The organism is Streptococcus sp. CP1998, assembly GCF_041026655.1.
GTDB classification, from domain to species: domain Bacteria; phylum Bacillota; class Bacilli; order Lactobacillales; family Streptococcaceae; genus Streptococcus; species Streptococcus dentalis.
The window spans coordinates 1,650,201-1,673,961 of record NZ_CP163380.1 but is presented as its reverse complement, the minus strand read 5'-3'; the positions used below and the strand labels follow the sequence as shown (position 1 = coordinate 1,673,961).

General features: G+C 44.1%; 18 protein-coding genes and 2 pseudogenes. 7 read left to right on the top strand and 13 right to left on the bottom strand.

Annotated elements, in window-relative coordinates:
* Window positions 1-94 precede the first annotated feature (94 nt).
* Entirely contained in the window at window positions 95-3,031 is a 2,937-nt protein-coding gene (locus AB4X21_RS08465) for an AAA family ATPase (protein WP_369087807.1), read from the top strand.
* Between the two features lie 140 nt (window positions 3,032-3,171).
* Here AB4X21_RS08465 and hutG read toward each other — a convergent pair whose 3' ends face one another.
* From hutG to AB4X21_RS08425, 8 genes and pseudogenes are all read right to left on the bottom strand, one after another.
* Window positions 3,172-4,164, bottom strand: coding sequence for a formimidoylglutamase (gene hutG / locus AB4X21_RS08460; protein WP_369087806.1), 993 nt, complete (start codon window positions 4,162-4,164; stop codon window positions 3,172-3,174).
* A gap of 83 nt (window positions 4,165-4,247) precedes the next feature.
* The gene (gene hutH, locus AB4X21_RS08455) at window positions 4,248-5,789 is read right to left on the bottom strand and encodes a histidine ammonia-lyase (protein WP_369087805.1); all 1,542 of its coding nucleotides are present in this window, start codon (window positions 5,787-5,789) and stop codon (window positions 4,248-4,250) included.
* Between the two features lie 229 nt (window positions 5,790-6,018).
* Window positions 6,019-7,347, bottom strand: a complete 1,329-nt coding sequence (locus AB4X21_RS08450; protein ID WP_369087804.1) for an APC family permease — start codon at window positions 7,345-7,347, stop codon at window positions 6,019-6,021.
* Window positions 7,348-7,368: 21 nt separating this feature from the next.
* Window positions 7,369-7,947: a HutD family protein gene (locus AB4X21_RS08445; RefSeq protein WP_320911202.1), complete on the bottom strand. Its 579-nt coding sequence runs from the start codon at window positions 7,945-7,947 to the stop codon at window positions 7,369-7,371.
* A gap of 15 nt (window positions 7,948-7,962) precedes the next feature.
* Window positions 7,963-9,636: a formate--tetrahydrofolate ligase gene (locus AB4X21_RS08440; RefSeq protein ID WP_369087803.1), complete on the bottom strand. Its 1,674-nt coding sequence runs from the start codon at window positions 9,634-9,636 to the stop codon at window positions 7,963-7,965.
* A gap of 52 nt (window positions 9,637-9,688) precedes the next feature.
* Window positions 9,689-10,313, bottom strand: a pseudogene (locus AB4X21_RS08435) (cyclodeaminase/cyclohydrolase family protein).
* 12 nt (window positions 10,314-10,325) lie between these two features.
* Complete coding sequence (gene ftcD / locus AB4X21_RS08430; RefSeq protein WP_003008641.1) at window positions 10,326-11,225, bottom strand: glutamate formimidoyltransferase; 900 nt, start codon at window positions 11,223-11,225, stop codon at window positions 10,326-10,328.
* 83 nt (window positions 11,226-11,308) lie between these two features.
* Entirely contained in the window at window positions 11,309-13,339 is a 2,031-nt protein-coding gene (locus tag AB4X21_RS08425; protein WP_369087802.1) for a urocanate hydratase, read from the bottom strand.
* Between the two features lie 199 nt (window positions 13,340-13,538).
* On the opposite strand from AB4X21_RS08425, the gene hutI reads away from it, so the two are divergent.
* On the top strand, window positions 13,539-14,786 hold the full coding sequence (hutI, locus tag AB4X21_RS08420; protein WP_003005019.1) for an imidazolonepropionase: 1,248 nt from the start codon (window positions 13,539-13,541) through the stop codon (window positions 14,784-14,786).
* 294 nt (window positions 14,787-15,080) lie between these two features.
* Window positions 15,081-17,465 carry a phosphoketolase gene (locus AB4X21_RS08415; RefSeq protein ID WP_369087801.1) on the top strand — a complete coding sequence of 795 codons (2,385 nt, stop codon included), beginning with the start codon at window positions 15,081-15,083 and terminating at the stop codon, window positions 17,463-17,465.
* A 110-nt stretch (window positions 17,466-17,575) separates the two neighbouring features.
* Here AB4X21_RS08415 and AB4X21_RS08410 read toward each other — a convergent pair whose 3' ends face one another.
* From AB4X21_RS08410 to AB4X21_RS08400, 3 genes and pseudogenes are all read right to left on the bottom strand, one after another.
* The gene (locus AB4X21_RS08410; protein ID WP_369088375.1) at window positions 17,576-17,983 is read right to left on the bottom strand and encodes a hypothetical protein; all 408 of its coding nucleotides are present in this window, start codon (window positions 17,981-17,983) and stop codon (window positions 17,576-17,578) included.
* Window positions 17,964-18,862, bottom strand: a pseudogene (locus AB4X21_RS08405) (phosphodiester glycosidase family protein). The gene AB4X21_RS08410 and the pseudogene AB4X21_RS08405 overlap by 20 nt, the downstream one beginning before the upstream one ends.
* On the bottom strand, window positions 18,849-19,901 hold the full coding sequence (locus AB4X21_RS08400; protein WP_155172488.1) for a bifunctional glycosyltransferase family 2/GtrA family protein: 1,053 nt from the start codon (window positions 19,899-19,901) through the stop codon (window positions 18,849-18,851). The pseudogene AB4X21_RS08405 and the gene AB4X21_RS08400 overlap by 14 nt, the downstream one beginning before the upstream one ends.
* A 299-nt stretch (window positions 19,902-20,200) precedes the next feature.
* Between AB4X21_RS08400 and rpsF the strand changes: the two genes are divergently transcribed.
* The 4 genes from rpsF (at window position 20,201) to AB4X21_RS08380 (ending at window position 22,069) form a co-directional block, all read left to right on the top strand.
* Complete coding sequence (gene rpsF / locus AB4X21_RS08395; protein WP_003005040.1) at window positions 20,201-20,491, top strand: 30S ribosomal protein S6; 291 nt, start codon at window positions 20,201-20,203, stop codon at window positions 20,489-20,491.
* A 20-nt stretch (window positions 20,492-20,511) separates the two neighbouring features.
* Window positions 20,512-21,009 (top strand): single-stranded DNA-binding protein, encoded by a 498-nt coding sequence (locus AB4X21_RS08390; protein ID WP_049486245.1) that lies wholly within the window; start codon window positions 20,512-20,514, stop codon window positions 21,007-21,009.
* A gap of 41 nt (window positions 21,010-21,050) precedes the next feature.
* Window positions 21,051-21,290: a 30S ribosomal protein S18 gene (gene rpsR / locus AB4X21_RS08385; RefSeq protein ID WP_000068664.1), complete on the top strand. Its 240-nt coding sequence runs from the start codon at window positions 21,051-21,053 to the stop codon at window positions 21,288-21,290.
* Between the two features lie 257 nt (window positions 21,291-21,547).
* Entirely contained in the window at window positions 21,548-22,069 is a 522-nt protein-coding gene (locus AB4X21_RS08380) for a GNAT family N-acetyltransferase (RefSeq protein WP_023919016.1), read from the top strand.
* A 34-nt stretch (window positions 22,070-22,103) separates the two neighbouring features.
* Here AB4X21_RS08380 and AB4X21_RS08375 read toward each other — a convergent pair whose 3' ends face one another.
* Together AB4X21_RS08375 and AB4X21_RS08370 are read right to left on the bottom strand one after the other, a co-directional pair.
* Complete coding sequence (locus AB4X21_RS08375; protein WP_369087800.1) at window positions 22,104-22,781, bottom strand: DUF1129 domain-containing protein; 678 nt, start codon at window positions 22,779-22,781, stop codon at window positions 22,104-22,106.
* 28 nt (window positions 22,782-22,809) lie between these two features.
* Window positions 22,810-23,754 (bottom strand): magnesium transporter CorA family protein, encoded by a 945-nt coding sequence (locus AB4X21_RS08370; RefSeq protein ID WP_003005422.1) that lies wholly within the window; start codon window positions 23,752-23,754, stop codon window positions 22,810-22,812.
* Window positions 23,755-23,761 lie beyond the last annotated feature (7 nt).

Below are 23,761 nucleotides of genomic sequence, written 5' to 3'. Positions count from 1 at the left end.
AAATGCTTCTCAGTCTCTTTTTTCTTGGGCCAATCGCTTGCTAAAAGACAACTTTTTTTATAGTATTAATATGAAGATTTTGGAGGCGCTTGCAATGAAGAGAGAACTCACCTTGAAGTTATTTGGACCCCCTAAGGTTGTATTTAATCAGAAAGATATTCGTTTTTCCTTCTCGAAGATGGAGGCTTTATTCTATTACTTGGCTGTAATGGGTGAGGTCAATCGTGATGAAATAGCCGGTATTCTTTGGGGAGATAAAGAAAACCAAGTAGCTCGGAAAAATTTACGGAATACCGTTTATCAAGCCAATAAAATCTTTGAAGGAGATGTGATCGTCTCTCCGACGAGGAGCAGTTTGGCTCTGAATCCTGATTTGAGGCTTTCTTTGGATGTTCAGCTTTTTGAAAGGGATCCAATAGGAAATTTAGAACTTTACCAGGGAGAGTTTCTAGAAGGCTTCTATATTAAGGATGATGAAGATTTTGATCAATGGGCTACTCGAAAAAAGAGCACTTATAAGCAACTCTATATCGAAGGCTGTTATCAGAAGATTGACCAAGAAGGTTTTGGGGATCCTGGTATAGAGTCTTTACTTCACCATTTAGTAGAGCTGGATGAATTTGAAGAGAAAAACTATCAGCTCTTGATGGAGTATTATAGGATTCACCATCAGCTAGGAAAATTTTTTGAGACCTATTACAAGTTGGTCGATTTATTGGATCGTGAGCTCAGTGTTCGCCCTAGTCGAGCGATAGAAGAGCTCTACCATTCTGTTTTGGAAGCCAAACATACTCATAAAAAAAGCAATCGGGTGAATGTACGAGAACTTCCCTTCTTTGGTCGCAAGCAAGAACTGTCCCAACTAGAAGAATACCTCTCATTGATAGAGACAGGGAAGGCTGTGGGTCCCTTCCTTGTGATGGGGCAATCTGGAACAGGCAAAAAACGTCTATTGCGTCAGTTAGTCTTGATGTCCAATCGCAGTTTTAACTTTATCAAGGTTGAAGGAAAAGCTACTAGTCAAAGCTACGAAGGAAGCACCTGGAATGATCTCAGACAAGCTCTAGAGACACTGGAAGGAGAAATGGAGATTTCTCTTGTAGAAGAGAGAGATGATCTCACATCTGTATGGAATCAGCTTCAAGGCCTTAGCAAAGAAAAACCGCTTCTGATCCTTCTTGAAAATGCTCAGTGGATCGATGCAGTATCTCTAGAAAAAGTGAAACAACTAGAAGAGCGAAGAAATCAGGAGAGATGGCAACTAATTTTTACAGCGGAAGAGCCCCTACCAGATTTCTTCGACAACTTCTTGGGGGGCTTGAAGGTAGAGAAACGCTTATCTCAACTAGAGTTGACCAATTTTGAACCAAGTGAAAGTCGTGCTCTCTTGAAAGGGGAACTGGGAGCAATAGAGCCGGCCGTGATGGAGCAGATGGTCGAATGGAGTGAAGGCAGTCCGTTCTTCCTGTCCAGCTATATCGAAGAGTGGAAAGAAAATGAAAATTTAGAACCCTTGCCTGATATCATTCAAGCCTATCTTTCTCAGGAGCTTGGGGATATGAGCAGTGAGGAAGAGGCTCTTCTACACTACCTATCTTGTTTTCATAAGCCAATTTCTCTGTCTATCTTAGCAGAATTGACGGCTACAGAGCTTCCTGTTTTGACAGAATTAATCGAGCCTTTATCTGAAAGAGCGATCGTCTCAATCGTAGAAGAAGGAGAGGCTCTCATGGTTCAATTCTGCAAGCAATTGGTAGCCATGTACTTTTACCATCTTCTTTCGCCAGCTAGACGGCGGCTCTTCCACCAACAAATTGCGCAAAAATTGGAAGAAACTTTAGAAGATTCGACGGACCTTCTTCTTTATAAGGAAATTGCCTACCAATACAAACAATCCCAAAATCTTTTGCGTTCCATATCTTTTGAGTTGACCTATTTAGAAGAAATCCTTCAGCTGGAGCATGAGCTGTTTCCGATTTATTCCAAGGTAGATGAGGGGTTCCTATCAGATGGTACAAATAGCCATTTGGACATTTTTGGAGAGCTATCCCGCATTCGCCAAGAATTAGATAACCTCTTTTCAAGGCACCAAAGAGATAGAGAATACAAGCATTTACAACTGCGTTACTTGTACCTAGAAGGTCGCTATTTTATTCGAAGTGGGGAGTATCAAAAGGGGATTCATGATATCCAAAAAGTCATCTCCTATGCGCGGGAACTCAAGCAATCCGACTTCCTCTTAGAGGGTTATCGGCAAATCATTTATTATTGCATTCAAACGGAAAATATCTCTGAGATGGCCTATTATACAGATTTAGCTTTAGAAGATGCCATCCAAGCTAATAATCATGAGGTCATCGCGATCCAGTTGCGTTTGAAGGGCTTGTATCACCTGATGGTTGGGGATGAGGAGCAGGCAACCCGGCATCTGTATCGCTCTATTGATTGCTTTAGTTTGACCAATAGCATGCAGGCCAAGTATGCCATTCAAATTGCAGCTTCTTTGGTCTACCTCGCTGAAATCGAGCAAGTGAGAGGGCATTTCCAAGTAGCGGTCACCCACTTAGAAGAGGTTCTGCGTTTGGTGGGAGATCAAGCTGTTGATTCCGTCCGCGTCGTCTTTGATATTGATCTTGGGATCGCCTATTATTGGAAGGGAGATTTGATTCAAGCTCGCCTCTGTTTTGACAGAGCTCAGAAGATTTTGTCCAGTGTTCGTTTCCCTTGGAAGGAAGAATTGCTCGAATTTTACCAATCTTTGATTGCTTGTCAGCAAGGGGATCAGGAGAAGGTTGCGGATTATCTGGCTCGAAAAGAAAGGACGATGAATCCATCTGCCAATTCGCGGGATAAGGGGATGGTTCATTATCTATTGGCTTTCTTATCTAATCAAAAGGAGAAGGGAGAAGAGCTAGCTCCTGCCCTGAGCACCTTCTTGAAAGAAGATAAGAATTACTACAAGAAGGTGGCAGAACAACACTTGAATCCTTACAGAGATCGTCAGTTTCTTAAGAAATTAAAAGACCTGTAGTGTCTCTTATCTAAATCATAAGTGAAGGATAAGAGGCCATGCCTCCTTTCAGGCAAAGATCATTGTGCTGAAAATGAAAAAAGCATAGAAATACCCAAGCAATGAGTGTTTCTATGCTTTTTACGTGTGTAGAAATCTTCTTAGTTCAGTTTTTGTTGCGCCAATATTTGGGTCAAGTAAAAGATAAAGGTCGCAGCAAGATTTGAAGTATGATTGTCAATGTCATGAGGAGGAGAAACTTCCACGACATCAAATCCGACTAGTTTGCCACTAGCAGCAATGTGTTGGAGAAGCAGGAGGGCTAGTTTAGGATCGACACCAAGTGATTGGATGGCGCTAACACCAGGAGCAGAGCCGACCGCAAAGCAATCCATATCAATAGACAGATAGATCGCGGTTTGATTTTCTAAAAATTGATCGATTCGATCCAGAATGGCTTGGTGGCTCATCTGGAAGAGGTCTTGCCCGGTTAAGAAATCAATACTTGGTGTTTTAGCAACGTAATTAAAGAGGAAGAGGTTATTATTGTGCTCTTGGATCCCCAGGATGAGGTAAGGGAAGTCCTGACCTTTTTCTTTCGCATGATCAGCCATTTGACGAAAACCTGTTCCAGAATTGGGACCGGTTTGGTCGTAAGGTCGCAAATCAAAGTGGGCATCCAGATTGATCACAGCCAGTTGTTCATCTTTTTCTAAACTGGATTGAATCCCTAGATAGTGGCCGTAAGCAGTTCCGTGACCGCCTCCTAGGACAATGGGTTGGATCCCTAATTGGTACATGCGCTGGATCGCTTGTGAGAGACTTTCTTGGAGTTCTTCTAGTGAATGGTTAGGCCCGTCAATATTTCCCACATCATACACTGTCACATTGGTTCCCCAGTGCCATGGAAGTTTAGCGATTTGAGAACGGATGGCTGTAGGACCCTCGACCGCTCCTACACGCCCATTGTTGATATAGACTCCTTTGTCGCTCTTAAAGCCGATGATCCCAAAGGTAATCCCCTCAAATGGAGTGAGGGTCTCGTCGTTTAGGTCTAAAAATTTGGTGACCATTCCCCATTTGGCCGTGTAGGGATTGTCCTCGATGCTACCTTGGTAGTAGCTGTAGGTCATTGGATAGTAGTTTGTGAGCAAGCTTGTCGCCTCCCTTATTTTTCTGAAAGCAGGCAGAGGCTGAGAAGATCGCCAGCCTCTGTTTTTGCTTTATCCTTACTGTATCAGTATTGAATCCTTAAGTCAACTGCTTTTTCGATGGTTGCTAAGAATTCTTCACTTTCGACAACAGCAGATGCTTTATTGAGTTCTTCAAAGATTTCGATATCTTTATCAAATTCAATGAAGTTCAGTTTTTGACGAATCAGCTCATAAGCTGGTTTTGTACCTTTACCAAGTTCATGATTTTCTGGCTTGAGATCCAAGGCTTGGCAAGCTGCCATGATTTCAGTAGCAACGATGCGACGTGAGTTTTTAAGAATCTCAGCCGCTTTACGAGCTGCAGTAGTTCCCATGCTGACGAAGTCTTCTTGGTTTTCACAAGATGGGATAGAGTCAACGCTGGCTGGGTGAGACAAGATTTTGTTTTCAGATGCAAGAGAAGCACAAGCATACTGCGTAATCATGAAGCCTGAGTTGAGGCCAGGGTGTTTGACCAAGAAGGATGGCAATTTACTAAGCTGGCTGTTGACCAAGCGTTCCACCCGACGTTCAGATACGTTTCCGATCTCAGAAAGGGCAATACCCAAGAAGTCAAATGGTTGTGCCATTGGTTCACCGTGGAAGTTACCTCCTGAAATGACGTGTCCTTCCTTGGTGATGATTGGGTTATCTGTCACAGAGTTGATTTCGATTTCAACTTTTGTTTTTACATAAGCAATAGAGTCTTTGCTGGCTCCATGGATTTGAGGAATACAACGGAGTGTATAAGGATCTTGTACCCGTTGTTGGGTCGCAACAGTTGTGTTTTTGCTTCCTTCAAGGAGGTTACGGATATTACGAGCGGTTGCCAATTGTCCACTTTGAGGACGGATAGTATGAAGGTCTTCTTCAAATGGGCTGGTAATACCATTGTGGACTTCCATTGAAAGAGCACCGGCAATGTCAGACAGTTTGAGCAATTGGATACCATCATAAGTCGCAAGAGCGCCGATACCGGTTAGGACAGTCGTACCATTGATCAAAGCAAGCCCTTCTTTGGCAGCCAATTGGATCTTTTCAATACCAGCTTGGTCGAGAGCTTCTTGACCGCTCAAGAGTTGACCTTTGTAGTAGGCGTGTCCAAGTCCCAACATTGGGAGCACCATATGAGAAAGTGGGGCAAGGTCTCCGGAAGCTCCGAGTGATCCTTTTTCTGGAATATAAGGAGTCACTCCTTTGTTAAGCAATTCTAATAGTTTTTCAACAGTTGACAGACGAATGCCAGAATAGCCTTTTAAGAGCGAGTTGATCCGGATGAGCATGATAGCACGAACGGCATCTTCTGGAAGTGGATCACCAAAACCAGATGCGTGGGTACGAATCAAGTTTTCTTGCAGTTGGACAGTATCTTCTGGAGAAATGCTGACATTACAGAGAGAGCCAAATCCAGTGGTCACACCATAGACAACACGTTTTTCACGGACGATATCATCAACAATTTTACGAGATGCGATAACAGCTTCTTTGGCTGCTTCGTCTAACTCACATTGGGCACCGTGCCGAGCGACGGCGATGACCTCTTCCAGTGTTAAGCTGTTACCATCTAAATGAATCAATTGAGTCATATAAAACCTCCGATTATGAATTGTTCTGTAGAAGTAGATTTGTTTACTTCGGTTTGAATACCAAACGTGAGCCCATTGTCTATGATTCTTAGAAGGATTGAAAGAAGTCTTAGAGAAAAGAGCTCAGGTTTGATATTCGTGGCTTCTTAGATGGGCTAGGGAGCAAAGGAATGCTTTGCTCCTGCCTAAGTTCCCATCTAATGTGTAAATAGAATTGGTGAGGACTGTTTTATTTTTTAGCTAGTTTGTCACCGTGGAAAACAAAGTAAAGTCCACTAGCGATTACTAGACCGATAGCTCCCCATACAAAGTTCATTAGATTATCCCCTGCAATCATCAAGATACTGATGACAACAGCCAAAATTGGGATAACTGGACCGAATGGCACTCGGAAGGTAACCTTTTTCTCTGGGTACATTTTTCTGAGTTTGAGCGCTGCCAAAGCAGTCGGAATATATTGGAAGAAACGGAAAACAACACTGAAAGTTGCTAAGGATTCGAAAGATCCAGATAACAAGAGTAAGAATGCAAAGAAACCGGAAATGATAATGGCAATGACAGGAGCATTCTTAGAGTTTGTTTTTCCAAGCCCTTCTGGCAAGAGTTTTTCGTCTGCTAGGGCAGCACCGAAACGAGGAACCATAATGGATTCACCGATGTTGAGACCGGCGATTGAAATGAGAGCACCATAGGAGACAAGAGGGGCACCGATAGGGCCAATCATTTTAACAAATGCGTCTTGTACTGGTGCCTCGGTTCCCATAATGCCTCCACCAAGCATAGCGATTGTTCCAGCGATGATCAACATGTAGAGAACTGAGACGATACTGATGGATCCCAAGATAGCACGAGGAACGTTCTTTTCAGGGTTACGCATTTCCCCTGCAACGATGGACATGGTTTCGAATCCGATAAATCCATAGAAGATGTAAACAGCGGTACTAGAAATAGCACTAAAGAGATTTGATCCACTTTCCAATTGAAGGAAAGGTGTGAAGTTGCCCTTGCTTACTCCACCAGGAATAAAGAAGATGGCGAAGAGTGAGAAGAGGACAATTGGGATTAATTTTGCAACAGTAGCTGTCAGTGTGAACATTTTCGATGTTTTCAGACCGGCGATGTTCATAAGACTCAAGAGAACCAACATAACGATACTAATCTGTAGGTTGTAGCCTTCGAATGCTGGGAAGGTAATGATGAAGATCTTAGCAAAACCAGCTAGCATAGCAGCCCAAGCGATAACGGTAACGGCCCATCCGAGGATCCCGACGTTAAAGCCGACAAAGTCTCCGAAAGCTGCTTTTGAGTATTGCATGGCTCCACCGTTTTTATCAAAGTAGCCAGCCGTTTCAGCCAGACAGGCTGATAGTAGCATGACAAGAATAGCTACTCCAAACATGACGGCCAGGGAAGCTGGTCCTAGGCCAGAATATATCTTTTTGGGCAAGAGGAAGATACCAGACCCAATCACGGCATTGATACCGTATAGAGTGGCACCGCTAAAGCTGAATTTCGCTTTTTCTTGTTCCTCAATCGACTGTTTATGTGCTCCGTTCATAATGTTTCTCCTTTGTGAACATTATTGTAGTCCAGTCCAGATAGCAATCGGTTGCTCCCCAGACTGATGGGGTAAAAACGTGATTGTCATCTCTTGAAGAGGAGATGCTTGTTCGATCACCAGGAGCTCGTGAGTTTGGAGAGTCTGAGAATGATTGTTTCCCCATTCGAGTGTTAGTGGACAGAGAGCGTAGATCAATTGATAGCGACTCTGACTTTTGACACTCTCTTTTGGGGATATAGCACTCATATGCCCCTGATAAGAAGGGTTGTAAATCAAATTAAAGTCTTGACAAGTCCCTTGGCTAGATACAGGATCTCCCCCATCAAAGAAGTAGCTTTGAAAGGGGTTCAAAACCACTTCTTTATGGTGATGGGTGAGCCTAATGGAGGCATTCAAGGGCATCAAGATTCGGTGGTAGCCCGTGAGATCGGTAAAGTTACTTTTTTCAACCTCTACCGTTGCAGTAGAGAGGCGGAAGTCAAAGGTCCGATCTGGATAGCTTCCTCCCTCTGGGGAGAGAAAGAGTTGGGTGGTTTGGCCACCGGACCAGGTAGAAATTTGATAATCTGCGGGGGTAAGATGAAGGAGAGTCACCATAGGACGCCTTCTTTCTTAAAAGAGACCAGTGATATTGCCGTGGGCATCGATATCAATCTTTTCACTGGCAGGAACTTTAGGTAGGCCAGGCATGGTCATAATGGTACCAGTGAGAGCTACGATGAAGCCAGCTCCGGCAGCCACCTTAAGGTTACTGATTTTAACTGTGAAATCTTTTGGTGCTCCCATTTTCTTCGCATCGTCTGAGAAGGAATATTGGGTTTTGGCCATACAGATTGGGTAGTTCAAGAAGCCAAGAGCTTCTAATTCTTTGAGTTCGCGTTTGGCTGCTGGTGTTAAGCTGATGCCTTTACCACCATAGACTTTTGTGACGATCTTGGTCAATTTTGTTTCAATGCTGTCTTCTTCGTCATAGACATAAGAGAAGTGGTTTTCTTCTTGAGCCAGTTGAATGACTTTTTCAGCCAAGTCACGACCACCAGCTCCACCTTTTGCCCAGACATCTGAAATGACCACATCTACATGGCGTTTCTTACAAGATTCATAGACAGCTTCTAGCTCTGCTTCTGTATCCAGTGGGAATTTGTTAATGGCAACGACCACTGGTAGACCATAGACTTCTTGGATGTTGGCCAAGTGTTTGTCTAGGTTTGGTAGTCCATCGATAACGGCTTGGACATTTTCAGTAGCCAAGTCTGCTTTGGCAACTCCACCATGCATCTTGAGAGCACGGATGGTTGCGACGAGGACAACGGCAGCAGGTTTGAGCCCGGCCATGCGGCACTTAATATCGATGAATTTTTCAGCACCGAGGTCTGCTCCAAAACCAGCTTCTGTCACGACATAGTCTGCATATTTGAGGGCTAGTTTAGTAGCCAGCACACTGTTACAGCCGTGGGCGATATTGGCAAATGGTCCGCCGTGGATGATGGCAGGAGTATGCTCCAAGGTTTGTACCAAGTTTGGATGGATGGCATCTTTGAGGACAGCTGCCATGGCACCTCCAGCCTTGAGGTCTTTGGCTGTGACCGGTTGTCCTTGGTAGTTGTACCCGATAATGATGCGATTAAGGCGTTCTTTGAGGTCAAGGATATTTTCTGAGAGACAGAGAATGGCCATGATTTCAGAAGCCACGGTGATGTCAAAGCCATCTTCACGAGGAACCCCGTTTGTTTTTCCTTGAAGGCCATCGACAATATGACGGAGCTGACGGTCGTTCATGTCGACCACCCGTTTCCAAGTGATGCGACGAGAATCGATGCCCAACTCATTGCCATGATGGATGTGGTTGTCAATCAAGGCAGCAAGGAGGTTGTTGGCAATCCCAATGGCATGGAAGTCTCCGGTAAAGTGAAGGTTGATATCTTCCATTGGAACCACTTGGGCGTACCCACCACCGGCAGCTCCACCCTTGATCCCAAAGACAGGGCCAAGTGAAGGTTCGCGGAGGGCAATGACCGCTTTCTCACCAATAGCTGAGAGGGCATCCACTAGTCCAACAGAGGTGGTAGTCTTTCCTTCTCCAGCAGGTGTTGGTGAGATGGCTGTCACGAGGATCAGCTTTCCATCTTCCTTATCCTTGAGTTGTTCCAGTTGGTTGCTATCGATTTTTGCCTTGTATTTTCCGTAGAGCGAAATGTCGTCTTCAGTCAATCCAAGTTCAGCAGCGATTTCCGTGATGGGCTTCATTTGGACAGAATTGGCAATTTCAATATCCGATAAAACCATAGAATCCCTTCTTTCTTTGTAAGTATTGAAGTTATAAAGTTGATTGATAGGCTTATGATAGGCTTTCTAAAATAGTTTGGTAAATGTTATCTGCAAGGTCAGAGCCTGTTTGGAGGAGTTCGAGTCCCTTGCTATGGTATTCTTGGACGAAGTCTTGGTCCTTGATTCCTGAAATGTTGATCAGGACATTGAGCCAAGCCCCTTGAAGGCCAGCTTTAAGATTCAGAGCAGCTACCCCTAAGTCACTAGCCGCATTGGTGTTGGACTTGCCAACAGCTTCTTTGGTGGTTTCAAGAGCTTCAACGATGAGCTCCATCATAGAGAAAGGAGATATTGTCGCATGTTTCAAAGCTTTTTGCATGGCTTCACGACGAGCAGCTTTCTCTTCTTCCGTTTCTTTTGGAAGATCAAAGACAGCTGATACGACGTTGAAGGCTTCTGTATCTTTGTCGATGGCTTCTAGTAATTGGTCTTGGAGTTGAGCGCTTTTTTCATGAACTGCTTTGATGTGGTCTTCAAATTCAGCGTATTTTTTCTTTCCAATGGTCAGTTCACAGACCATTTTTGTAAGGAAATCCCATTCGCGCGGATAGGGCGACAGAACCACCACCTGGAGCTGGAGCATCCGAACCAAGGACCTTGGCAAACTCCGTAATACTTAAGTCAACTAGTTTCATAGAACTCCCTTTCTAACCCAACAAGTGATTTTCCAAGACTTGTTTGCTGTAGTCAAAGTCTTCTAATTGTAAGTAGTATTCAGCAGAGTCGATCAAAGCCTTAGCAGGAGCCAGTCCAATGAGTTCTGTTCCGATGATGCGAACCCCATAGCGTTGCGCTTCGAAACGAACGGTTTCCACGACACGATACAATGGGAATTGTTCCAAGTTGACCATGTTGATGGAGACTTGAGCGATGTTGCGATCTTCTAGCATGACACCGATCGCTTTACAGTATTTGTATCCACCGCTTGATCCGCGAATGATTTTAGAAATTTTATTGGCAATCTCTAGGTCGTCTGTGTCAAGGTTGATATTGAAAGCAACGAGTGGCATACGGACACCGACAGCTGTAACCCCCGCAGTTGGGTGAATCTTGCGTTCACCGTAGTCTGGCTTCCAGTCTTCTTCCAACAATTTTTCTGGCATTCCTTCAAATTGTCCTTTACGCACTTTCGCCAAGTTCTTCCGTTCTGGGCGAGTTGCAGCATCTTCATAAAGGAAGATTGGAATACCTAATTCACGATTGATGCGTTCGGCCACTTTATTAGCAATCTCAACGCATTCAGCTGTAGTGATATCTTTAACCGGAACAAATGGACAAACGTCTGTTGCCCCCATACGAGGGTGTTCGCCTTCGTGCTTGGTCATATCAATGTTTTCAGAAGCGTATTTCACCAATTGGAAAGCCACTTCTTGAATGCTTTCTTCATCCCCAACGAGTGTAAAGACGCTACGGTTGTGGCTGGCATCAGACGAGTAGTCTAGTAAAGTGACACCTGGAATACTTTTTGCTGTAGCTGCTAATCCGTCGATCACAGCCTGATTGCGTCCTTCAGAGAAGTTTGGAATACACTCAACAATTTTTGCCATATGATTACCTCTTTTTATAGGAGAAGTTGGGGAGGAGGAGTCTTTGCATTTTCCTCCCCTTTCTCAGTTTTTATTTTTTGATGTTAAAACAATTTTTGAACGGCTTCTTTGACCAAATCTTCATCTGCCAGATACGGAATGGTGATATGGTCTGTTCCTGCATGGAGACGGTTGTACTCGATCGCTGTTTCAATGGCATGGTTATTCCGTGCCCAATTCCGACGAGCAACCCCACCCATAGTGTCCCAGGCAATGGCAGACTTGATGATTTCATCGATCCGGTGGCTACCATCTAAGACGAGCCCAAATCCACCGTTGATAGCTTTACCGATACCAGTACCACCACCGTTGTGGAGAGCAACGAGACTCATACCGCGAGCAGCGTTACCAGCGTAACATTGAACCGCCATATCGCAAGTGACGTTCGAACCATCCTTGATATTGGAGGTTTCACGGAATGGAGCATCTGTACCAGATACGTCGTGGTGGTCACGTCCGATCATGACCGGTCCGATCTTACCTTGGCGAATGAGTTCATTGAATTTCAAAGCAATGTTGACACGGCCCATGCAATCTTGATAGAGAATACGAGCTTGTGTACCAACCACCAGTTGGTTCTTTTCCGCATCGCGAATCCAGTTGTAGTTGTCGCGGTCTTGGTAGCGACGAGTTGGATCGATCGCTTCCATGGCTGCATGGTCGGTTGCAATCAAGTCTTCATGTTTACCGCTGAGGCAGACCCAACGGAATGGACCGTATCCATAGTCAAAGAGCATAGGTCCCATGATATCTTCTACATAAGATGGCCAAATGAAGCCGTCTTTGTCATCCAAGCCATTCTTAGAAATTTCCTTGATGCCTGAGTCGTAAACAGATTTCATGAAGGCATTACCGTAGTCGAAGAAGTAGGTACCTTTAGCCGTCAAGGCTTTGATCACTGCGAAGTGACGCGCCAAGGTTTCATCGACCAAGCGATGGAAGGTTTCTTTGTCTTCTGCCAACAAACGTGTCCGTTCTTCAAAGCTAATCCCAACTGGGCAATAGCCACCATCATAGACGTTGTGGCAAGAGGTTTGGTCAGACAAGAGGTGAACATGAACTTGGTGTTCGTTGACATATTCGAGCAAGTCTACGATATTACCATGGTAGGCAATCGAAGTTGATTCACCAGCTTCCAGTGCTGCTTGAGCCAATTTCACAGCTTCTTCGGCACTATCTGTCACTTGGCTAATCCAGCCTTGAGAGTGACGAGTTTCGATCCGAGAGCAGTCCACTTCTGCAACGATGGCCACCGCTTTTGCTATTTCAGCTGCTTTCCCTTGAGCTCCGCTCATCCCACCGAGACCAGATGAAATGAAGAGTTTACCGGTCAAGTCGCCGTCATCTGGCACACCGAGTTTGAGACGACCGGCATTGAGAAGGGTGTTGAAGGTACCGTGAACGATCCCTTGTGGACCGATGTACATCCAGCCACCAGCTGTCATTTGACCGTAGTTGGTCACTCCCATTTCTTCAGCAATTTCCCAGTCGCGCATGTTGTCATACTCACCGATCAAGAGACCGTTAGTAATGACGACACGAGGAGCTTCTGGTTTCGATTTGAAGAGACCCAGAGGGTGACCCGATTCAACGACCAAGGTTTGGTCTTCTGTCATGACTTCCAAGTATTTCTTGATCAAGTTGTATTGCATCCAGTTAGCACAGACAGAACCTGTTTCTCCGTAAGTGACCAATTCATATGGATAAAGAGCAATTTCAAAGCTCAAGTTGTTGTCGATCATGACCTGCATAGCCTTAGCAGCTGTGCATTTTCCTTTGTACTCATCAATTGGTTTTCCGTAGATCCGATCTTTTGGACGGAAGCGATAGCCATAGATCCGACCGCGCGTTTTTAGTTCTTCCAGAAATTCTGGGATCAACTCTTGGTGGAATTTTTTAGGAATGTAACGCAAAGCATTTTTAAGGGCAATTTCAGTCTGAGCTTGCGTTAAGCGGAAGCCTCTATCAGGTGCACGACGGATGCCTTCTTGAAAAGTCGCCTTTTCAGGTAGGACATCAAAGTCAAGTTTGACAGACATAGCAGCTGCAATTTCTTTCTCGTCTATAAATGACATAGCAGAACCCTCCTTATAGTTGGACTGTGAATTTATATTTTCTTTATTGTATCGAAGAAACGTCAATAAAGAGTCAAAAAAAAATATAATTTTTAATAAAGCAAAAAAAAATGAGGGAAAAACTTTTTGACTTTTTTTTGACGCTTTTCCTGTAGAATTGTAAAATGAATAACAATGGAAATAGAAAGGAATGTTTCATATGTCTGCTGATATCCTATTAACCCACTTTAACCAATTGTTTTGTCCGAATGATCTAGGCCATCCTCTCTATGGAAAAGAGATGGCAGAAGCAAAAATTCTTTCAGATGCTTATATCGCCATTAAAGATGGAAAGATTCTTGCAGTTGGGACAGGTCAACCAGCCCCTGAACTGATTGATGACCATACGGAAGTGAAATCCTGTGAAGGAAAAGTTGCGACTCCTGGCCTGATTGATTGCCATACCCACTTAGTCTATGGAGGCAGTCGGGAACATGAATTTGCTAAAAAATTAGCAGGTGTTTCTTACTTAGATATCCTCGCTCAAGGCGGTGGAATTCTGAGCACGGTTCGGGCAACACGGGAAGCTTCTTTTGACACTCTCTATGACAAGTCCAAACGACTGTTGGATTACATGTTGCGTCATGGGGTGACAACAGTTGAAGCCAAGAGTGGCTATGGTTTGGATTGGGAAACGGAAAAACGACAGTTGGATGTAGTAGCTGCCTTGGACCGTGACCATGAAATTGATCTGGTATCAACCTTTATGGCAGCCCATGCGATCCCAACAGAGTACAAGGGCCGTTCCCAAGAATATTTAGATCTCATTGTGGAGCAAATGCTTCCCAAAGTGAAAGAAGAAAAGCTAGCTGAGTTCTGTGATATTTTCTGTGAAAAAGGTGTCTTTACAGCAGATGAATCCCGCTATCTTCTTTCTAAAGCTAAGGAGATGGGTTTCAAACTGCGGATTCATGCCGATGAAATCGAATCCATTGGTGGTGTTGACGTGGCGGCTGAATTGGAATCAACTAGTGCAGAACATTTGATGGTGATTACGGATGAAGGCATTCAAAAATTAGCTGCAGCAAAAGTGATTGGAAATCTATTGCCAGCTACAACCTTCAGCCTCATGGAAGATACCTATGCACCGGCTCGTAAGATGTTGGATGCTGGCATGGCCATCACCCTAACAACGGACAGCAATCCAGGGTCTTGTCCGACAGCCAATCTCCAGTTTGCCATGCATCTGGGTTGCTTCATGATGCGCCTAACTCCAGTAGAAATTCTCAATGCGGTGACCATCAATGCGGCCTACTCAGTTGATCGTGCTAAAACAATTGGCTCTTTCGATGTTGGCAAACAGGCTGACATTACCATCTTTGATGCACCAAATCTAGATTATCTCTTCTATTTCTTTGCGACAAATCTCGTGACAGATGTCTACAAGAAAGGTCAAAAAGTCATTTAACCGACTCCATTTCATTTGGGACTTTGCTCGTTTGCAAAAATCAGCAAAGTCTTTTTTTTTAAAAACCTATCCCTGTAGGGAATAGGACCACTTTAGTAGAAAATTAAAATTTGACGTTCAAAGAATATTTTTCTTACTTTCTAATGTACAAAAAGGGAAATTCTTGATAGAATAGAAGTAATATTGAATATTTTCTTCAATATCATCTGTTTGACTGGAAAACAGATTGTTTAAATTATTCATCAAACGAACAGGTTGTTCAACAGACCTGTCTAGAAATTGTGAGGAGACAAGATGACTGTCGATTATAACAGCAAAGCTTACTTGGATAAAGTAGACGCTTGGTGGCGTGCGACCAACTACATTTCAGTTGCTCAAATGTACTTGAAAGATAACCCATTGTTGAAGCGCGAAGTCGTTGAAAATGACTTGAAAGCTCACCCAATCGGACACTGGGGAACTGTACCAGGGCAAAACTTTATCTATGCTCACTTGAACCGTGCCATCAACAAATACGACTTGGATATGTTCTACATTGAAGGACCAGGTCACGGTGGGCAAGTAATGGTATCGAACTCATACTTAGATGGTTCTTATACTGAATTAAATCCAAACATCCCACAAAATGAAGAAGGCTTCAAACACTTGTGTAAGATCTTCTCATTCCCAGGAGGAATCGCTTCTCACGCTGCGCCTGAAACACCAGGATCTATCCACGAAGGTGGAGAACTTGGTTATGCCCTTTCTCACGCTGCAGGTGCTGTATTGGATAATCCAGATGTGATTGCTGCCACAGTTATCGGTGACGGTGAAGGAGAAACAGGTCCATTGATGGCTGGTTGGTTGTCAAATACTTTCTTGAACCCAGTCAACGATGGGGCTATCCTTCCAATCTTCTACCTCAATGGTGGGAAGATCCACAACCCAACGATCTTCGAACGCAAAACAGACGAAGAATTGGCCCTCTTCTTTGAAGGTCTTGGTTGGAAACCAATCTTTGCGAATGTCACTGCAATTTCAGAAGACCACGAAGCTGCCCACGCTTTATTCGCTGAAAAATTGGACGAAGCAATTGAAGAAATCAAGAAAGTCCAAGCAGAAGCTCGTAAAGGTTCTGCTGAAGAAGCAACTCAACCAGTATACCCTGTCTTGATTGCTCGTATCCCTAAAGGTTGGACTGGTCCAAAAGCATGGGAAGGAACACCAATCGAGGGTGGATTCCGTGCGCACCAAGTTCCAATCCCAGTAGATGCTCACCACATGGAGCATGTCGATGCCCTTCTTTCATGGTTGGAATCTTACCGTCCAGCTGAATTGTTCGACGAAACTGGTAAACTAGTTCCTGAAATTGCTGAAATTGCACCAAAAGGTGACCGTCGCATGGCGATGAACCCAATCACAAATGCTGATGTGATCAAACCAATGAACACAGCTGATTGGAAGAAACATGCCCTTCAATTCAACACACCAGGTGAAATCATGGCTCAAGACATGATCGAATTTGGTAAGTATGCGGCAGACTTGGTAGATGCGAACCCAGATAACTTCCGTATCTTTGGTCCAGACGAAACCAAATCAAACCGTCTTCAAGAAGTTTTCACTCGTACAAACCGTCAATGGTTAGGACGTATGAAACCAGACTACGATGAAGCCTTGAGCCCTGCTGGTCGTGTCATTGACTCTCAATTGTCAGAGCACCAAGCAGAAGGAATGCTTGAAGGATATGTTTTGACAGGTCGTCATGGATTCTTCGCTTCTTACGAATCCTTCCTTCGTGTTGTGGATTCTATGATCACTCAACACTTCAAATGGTTGCGTAAGTCTAAGACCCATACAACATGGCGTAAAAACTACCCAGCCTTGAACTTGATTGCAACTTCAACTGTCTTCCAACAAGACCACAATGGTTACACTCACCAAGATCCGGGTATCTTGACTCACTTGGCTGAGAAAACTCCTGAATATATCCGTGAGTACTTGCCAGCAGATACCAATAGCTTGCTTGCAGTGATGGATGAAGCCTTCAAGGCAGAAGATATGATCAACTTGATCGTTTCTTCAAAACACCCACGTCCTCAATTCTACTCAGCTGATGAAGCAGAAGAATTGGTTCGTGAAGGATACAAGGTGATCGATTGGGCATCAACTGTTTCAGCAGATGAAGAGCCAGATCTTGTCATTGCAGGTACAGGTACAGAGCCAAACTTAGAAGCTCTTGCGACCATCACAATCTTGCATAAAGCCTTCCCAGAATTGAAGATCCGCTTTGTCAATGTGGTAGATATCCTTAAATTGCGTCACCCATCCGTTGATGAGCGTGGACTTTCAGATGAAGAATTTGACAAAGTCTTCACAACTGATAAACCAGTCATCTTTGCCTTCCATGGTTACGAAGGCATGATCCGTGATATCTTCTTCAACCGTCACAACCATAACTTGCGCGTGCATGGTTACCGTGAAAACGGGGATATCACCACACCATTTGATATGCGTGTGATGTCTGAGTTGGATCGCTTCCACTTGGCACAAGATGCGACTAATGCGACTCTTGGAGAAGCGACAAGCGCATTTGCGGCGAAGATGGATGAAACAATCGCCTTCCACCATGACTACATCCGTGAAAACGGAGACGATATTCCAGAAGTTCAAAACTGGAAATGGGAAAATGTAAATAAATAAGAAAAAGAGCCGGAGCAATCCGGCTTTTCAGATTTAAGACTAAGTCATATTAAAAACTTTGACTTCAAACTAAAACGTCGGTTTCTTTATAGAAACGGACGTTTTTGATCTTAGGCTGTTTTCTCCACCCAGACACTGCGGACAAAGAAGAGGCTGATCAGAGCTAGTGCTAGAAAGGCAACTCCAAGGTAATAATAGGGTTGATCCATTGTAGTAGATCGACCAGAGAGGTTGACAATCCCTCGGTAGAGGGCCCCAGCTGTGAGCGTAGCCACTCCTGAATTCCAAAGATTGAGACTCAGGCGAGAGAAGCCTTTCACTATCAACTGTAGAAGCACTAGTAGGGCGCCACCGATCAAAGGAATCAAGAATAGGTAGTGCATGAAGGCAGAGGTTTCGCCAAAACTAAAGTGTTCGTAGATGCGACTTCCGACAAAGAAGAAAGCTGAAATCAGAGTATACCAGAGAATCGTTTTTTTCAACCGTTGTTTAATAGGATTAGTAACCGATGTAGACAATGTCACTCACCGCCCTTTCTGAAATAGTACCATTTGTTGTTGGTTTATTAATAACTTGGCCATTGAAGTAAAGGGTAGAAGATCCACCCCCGTCCAGGTTGTAGGCTGTTTTAACGCCATAAGACTTCATCACTTCTGCTAATTGGTAGAGAGACAGGCCTTCACTTTCTGAAGTCCGTCCATCTGACACGACGATAATGTAGTGGTTTTCATCGATGATCCCAATAGCTGTCCGTGGATTTGATGCCATAGATTGCCCGACCTCTGAGTTGGTATCGACAGTAATTTCTCCATTTTCAACTAAGGAAGGACCAAAAGCGAGGAGATTGACGACCCCGTCTTTGACCAATTGATCCGCAGAGATCTCATCTTCATAGATGATTTTGAAGGATCCATCCTTGTAAATGGCCAGATCACCATTGCTTGAATCTTCCCGAACGGTATCGCGGTAGACCACTCCATTTCGGATGACGTATCCTGTACTGTTAGCTCCGTAATAGTCACCATTCACTGCTAGAATGGCACTGTTGTTGGCAGCCGTGACAGAGGTCTTAGCAGTCACGTTGGTTCCGTAAGTGTTTTGTGCAAAGGCTGTTTTGAGGTAGTCAGATGAGCTGACTGTGATATCTGCAATGTAAACCTGGGTATTTTCAATCGTTTTTTCTGTTAGGCTCACCTGGATATTGTCATCTGAATAGCTAGTATCCGTCGTTGTAGCCGATGGTGCTTTTTGGCTGCCTTGGTGTCCGTAGTCGTAGCTTTTACGGTTTGGATGGCATCGGATAAGACAAAGGTCTTGAGCATCGAGTAGCTAAAACTGCTGGTCAAAAGAAGGCCAAAGCAGGCAGCATAAGTGTAGGATTTTTTAAAGAATTTCATGGTGGGGAGCAGTCCTTTCTTTGAAGATCACTTTTTTCTGGATCACCCATGAGACCAGAAAGAGGAGGAAGCCAACGACAATCTTACTGATCAGGAGATTGAGCCCGAAAGCAGTATAGAAGAGTCGAATCAAGAGCGTATCGAGAATAAAGAGGCCAAGAGCTAGACCAAAGTAGCCACTTCCAGTTTTAGCGACACTGTCTTTATTCTTAAAGACCAAGTGCTTATTGGTTGAGTAGTTAAAGATGGAACTCGTCACACGAGCGATCCCATTGGCTAGGAGAATACGTAGACTAATGGGCACGGCCATCATCACGAAAAGGAAGAAGGCGTAGACCAGATAGTCAACGATAAAACTACTCAGAGAGGAGAGGGCAAACTTGAACATGTCCTTGTAGATCATGAGGCCATCTCGGATAGGTCGGAAGTGGGAGCCTTCGTTGTCATTGATGTAGACCGTCTCGATGGGAACTTCCACGATGGGGAAGGACTTGCTTGCTGCAAGGAGAACATTCATTTCATATTCATAACGCTGTCCGTCAACCTCAAGCATGAAAGGCAAGAGATTCGTAGTGAAAGCCCGTAAGCCTGTTTGGGTATCGCTGACCGCCACCCCTGTTTGTTGCTTGAACAAGAAGCGGGTCAATTTATTCCCGAAAGCAGAACGCAAAGGAACTTTTCCAGAGAAGGCGCGTGCTCCTAGAATAAGTGTTCCAGGATGCTCTTGAGATTGGTTAACAACCCTGAAAATATCCCAAATTTTGTGCTGACCGTCTGCATCAGCTGTAACAATGCTTCCATAGGTGCCTCTTTCTAGGATGTAGGCATAAGCAGTCTTGAGAGCTTGCCCTTTTCCTTGGTTGTGCTCATGAGTTAGAACTGTCGCAAGACCTTCTAATTTGTCAAAGATCATTTTCTTGTCAGCATCACTCCCATCGTCGACCACGATGATGTGGAGATCGCTTTTAGCGTGGACCAAGCGAACTAGTTTGACAAGATTCAGATCCGGTTGATAGGCGGGGATGATAAGATAATTCATAATCGTTCCTCGTTTCTTGAGATTTGTTGTAGCTAGTATAAAGACTTAAGCTTAAAGCTAACTGATATCAGTTTTCTTTAAGGAAAGGCGAGGAAGAGTGGGAATAGTTTCTACTATAAAATGTCACTTTTTAGGGCATTTCTTTCCTTTAGAAGCGAACGTCCAGAATCATTTTTTAAATCCTAAAGATAATTCTTGCCTTTGTTCGAAAAGTCTGGTATAATAGTTTCTTGTGAGTAAACCTCACTTACCCCTTGCAAAGACAGGGGGTCATTAGTCCAAAAGGAGGAACATTATCAATGGCTAAATACGAAATTCTTTATATTATTCGTCCAAACATTGAAGAAGAAGCTAAAAACGCTTTGGTAGCACGTTTCGATTCTATCTTGACTGACAACGGTGCAACTGTTGTTGAATCAAAAGATTGGGAAAAACGTCGTCTTGCATACGAAATCCAAGATTTCCGTGAAGGACTTTACCACATCGTAAACGTTGAAGCGAACGACGCTGTAGCTCTTAACGAGTTCGACCGTCTTTCAAAAATCAACGGAGACATTCTTCGTCACATGATCGTAAAAGTTGACGCGTAAGAAATCATCAGAGGTGACTTATGATTAACAATGTTGTACTTGTCGGTCGTATGACCCGTGATGCTGAACTTCGCTACACTCCAAGCAATCAAGCAGTTGCTACTTTCAGCCTAGCTGTCAACCGCAACTTCAAGAGTCAAAATGGAGAGCGCGAAGCCGATTTCATCAACTGTGTGATCTGGCGTCAGCAAGCAGAAAACTTAGCCAACTGGGCTAAGAAAGGTGCTTTGATTGGGATTACCGGTCGCATTCAAACACGTAATTACGAAAACCAGCAAGGTCAACGTGTTTATGTCACTGAAGTCGTAGCAGACAGCTTCCAACTATTGGAAAGCCGTGCAGCACGCGAAGGGCATGCAGGTGGTGGTTATTCATCAGGTAATGGTGGTTTTGCTGGAAATGCAACCCCAAGCTTTGGTGGATCTGAACCAAGCAATGTAGCGCCAAACTTTGGTCGTGAAGAAAATCCATTTGGAGCTAATCCAATGGATATCTCAGACGACGATCTTCCATTCTAAGAATGGGTTTAACGAATTAAAACTATAAAGGAGAATTAAACATGGCTCAACAACGTCGTGGCGGATTCAAACGCCGTAAAAAAGTTGATTACATCGCAGCAAACAAAATCGAATATGTCGATTACAAAGATACTGAGCTTCTTAGCCGTTTCGTTTCAGAACGTGGGAAAATCCTTCCTCGTCGTGTAACTGGAACTTCAGCGAAGAACCAACGTAAAGTAACAACAGCTATCAAACGCGCTCGCGTAATGGCTTTGATGCCTTTCGTAAACGAAGATTAAAAAAAAGACCCGTTAGGGTCTTTTTTTCATGAGCTTGAAGACAAGAGAGCGAATTAAGACCCTAACGGATCTTTTTTCACGAGCCTAGAAATGTAAGAGCGAGTTGAGGTCCAGTGGACCTCTTTTTCAGACCCTTTTGGATCTTTTTTGCGAGCATAGAAATATGATAGTGAGTTAGGTCCGTGTGAAGCTCTTTGACCTTTCCCAAGCTCTAATTATGCTATAATGATGGGGAGAAAGGTATCAAGGAGCGCAACATGAAGGAAGGTGTAATCATCAGGAGGATGATAAAGGCAGATATTGAGCACATCTCTCAAGCCTTTATCCACCAAGGGTGGCCAGGTAGAGAGGATATCTTGACTAGCTATTTTCAAGAGCAGGAGAATAGAGAGAGGGACGTATTAGTAGCTGAGTCGGATGGATTTGTGGCAGGCTATATCACTATATTGCCTGCTGCCAAGCACGGCCCTTTCGTGGGAGTCTATCCTGAACTATCTGATTTTAATGTTTTTGAACCATTTAGAAATCGAGGGATTGGGAATCAACTCTTAGAGGAGGCAGAAAAAAGAGTCCGGCTACTATCAGAGATTGTTACTTTAGGGGTTGGTTTACACTCGGGTTATGGCCCAGCTCAAAGACTGTATGTCAAACGGGGCTATATCCCAGATGGATCTGGGGTTTGGTTTAGTGATCACCCCTTAGCCCCTTACAGTTCTTGTGAAAACAATGATGACTTAGTCCTCTATTTTTCAAAAAGATTGAACAGGGAAATACAGTAAAACAAAAACGGATGAAAACTTCATCCGTTTCTTTTTAGCGACGAGTTGCGGGTGCTGTGCTCGAACTTTTAATATTAAAGCGTTTCTTGAGGTAGAAGCGAAGGACAAGTGCTAAAGCTCCTAAAACGATGGCAAGGACATCTGGAATAGTTGGGTTGAGAACCTGTGGGAGTAGGGAAGTAAAGGACAAGACAATGACCCAAAGGAACATGACTCCAACAAGAATCGGCATGGATTTCCAAAGAGAGGGACGCTCGCTGCGATCTTTGGTGCCATCCATATACTGATAGAAGAAGTAGTACATGAGATACAAGAGCAGGGCCCCTGTCAAACTTCCAAGAATCAAGGTGATCAACCCATAGCCAGTACGACGCGGTGCGACCAAGTTCATAAAGGCGCTAATCGCAGCAAAAACACCAAAGATAAAGAGGAAGGAATCCAAAATCATGAGAGAGGGAGCATCGTTTAATTTCGGATGCTCTTTTTCATAGCGTTCTTTCTCGCTGAAAGAATTCGCCCATACAGTTGGAGCTCCAAAAAGGGTCCGTGCCGGAATTCCTTTTCCTTGGTTTTCATGGATAGCTGGAAGAATTTCTTGGATGAGGCTTTCTGCTTCTTCCTCTGATTTCCCGTTTTCAAGCAATTGGTGTTTGGCGATGCGAACGAATTCTTGATTTTTCTTGCTTAGTTGATTCAAATCAAATTGAGACATAAATACTCCTTAGTGTTATTAGTAGGTGTTAGAACCATTTTTTATGGATGAGGTAGACGACGAGAGACCCGGTCAGGGCAAAGGCGATGAAAATAATCAGCCAGAAGGCATGGGGTTCGCCATTGAGCGGAAGCTCATTGTCCTTGAAGTTCATCCCGTAGGCCGAAAAGATCATGGTCGGAATGGACATGACAATGGTGACGAGGGCCAGGGTCTTCATGATGTTGTTCTGGTTGTTGGAGATGATCGATGCGAAGGTATCGGTCATGGAGTGCAGGATATTTCCATAAATATCTGCCATCTCGATGGCCTGCTGGGTTTCGATCAAGGTATCTTCCAACAGATCCTCGTCTTCTAGGTATTTCTTGATGTTACTGGTGGCACTGGTCAATTTCTTGATCACGCGCTCATTGGTTTTCAGAGAGGCCTTAAAGTAGACGATGGTTTTTTCCAACTCCATCAACTCAATCAGCTCTTCATTACGCGTTGATTTGTGCAATTGGCTTTCAATCTGCTCGCTTTTGCGATCCAAGGTACGAAGCGCTGACAAGTAGAGTTCAGCGTTGCGATAGAGGATCTGAAAGATAAAGCGTGACCGCATAAAGGTATAGAAATTGCGCAAGCGTCGGTTGATAAAGATATCTAGAAGCGGCAATTTCTCCAAGCAAGTCGTGATAATAGCCTCTTCTGTCAGGATAATCCCTAGCGGAATGGTCACGTAGTAGGTCTGATTGTTCCGCTCTTCCTTGATGGGAACGTCGACGATAATCAAGGTATACTCATCTTCGATGGTCATACGGGACATTTCTTCCGCATCGAGAGGGGCTCGCAAGTCTGCAATATCGATATTAAAAGCAGAGGCGATTTCCATCGATTCACTTTGAGAAGGGTTAACAAGGTTGATCCAGCTACCGGGTTCCAGCGTCTCTATTTCCTTAAATTCAGTCGTTGTCGATAAAAAGACCTGTTTCATGGTGCCT

Coding starts and splice junctions, on each gene's coding strand:
- AB4X21_RS08375 (WP_369087800.1), bottom strand. CDS start 22,781: ATGTCTCAATTTGATTTGAATCAACTAAGCAAGAAAAATCAAGAATTC.
- hutH (WP_369087805.1), bottom strand. CDS start 5,789: ATGACTCAATTGATTCATTTAGATGGTAACAGCTTAACACTGGAAGAG.
- AB4X21_RS08425 (WP_369087802.1), bottom strand. CDS start 13,339: ATGTCATTTATAGACGAGAAAGAAATTGCAGCTGCTATGTCTGTCAAA.
- ftcD (WP_003008641.1), bottom strand. CDS start 11,225: ATGGCAAAAATTGTTGAGTGTATTCCAAACTTCTCTGAAGGACGCAAT.
- AB4X21_RS08450 (WP_369087804.1), bottom strand. CDS start 7,347: ATGAACGGAGCACATAAACAGTCGATTGAGGAACAAGAAAAAGCGAAA.
- AB4X21_RS08415 (WP_369087801.1), top strand. CDS start 15,081: ATGACTGTCGATTATAACAGCAAAGCTTACTTGGATAAAGTAGACGCT.
- AB4X21_RS08370 (WP_003005422.1), bottom strand. CDS start 23,754: ATGAAACAGGTCTTTTTATCGACAACGACTGAATTTAAGGAAATAGAG.
- AB4X21_RS08465 (WP_369087807.1), top strand. CDS start 95: ATGAAGAGAGAACTCACCTTGAAGTTATTTGGACCCCCTAAGGTTGTA.
- AB4X21_RS08390 (WP_049486245.1), top strand. CDS start 20,512: ATGATTAACAATGTTGTACTTGTCGGTCGTATGACCCGTGATGCTGAA.
- rpsF (WP_003005040.1), top strand. CDS start 20,201: ATGGCTAAATACGAAATTCTTTATATTATTCGTCCAAACATTGAAGAA.
- AB4X21_RS08380 (WP_023919016.1), top strand. CDS start 21,548: ATGAAGGAAGGTGTAATCATCAGGAGGATGATAAAGGCAGATATTGAG.
- AB4X21_RS08400 (WP_155172488.1), bottom strand. CDS start 19,901: ATGAATTATCTTATCATCCCCGCCTATCAACCGGATCTGAATCTTGTC.
- AB4X21_RS08445 (WP_320911202.1), bottom strand. CDS start 7,947: ATGGTGACTCTCCTTCATCTTACCCCCGCAGATTATCAAATTTCTACC.
- rpsR (WP_000068664.1), top strand. CDS start 21,051: ATGGCTCAACAACGTCGTGGCGGATTCAAACGCCGTAAAAAAGTTGAT.
- AB4X21_RS08440 (WP_369087803.1), bottom strand. CDS start 9,636: ATGGTTTTATCGGATATTGAAATTGCCAATTCTGTCCAAATGAAGCCC.
- hutI (WP_003005019.1), top strand. CDS start 13,539: ATGTCTGCTGATATCCTATTAACCCACTTTAACCAATTGTTTTGTCCG.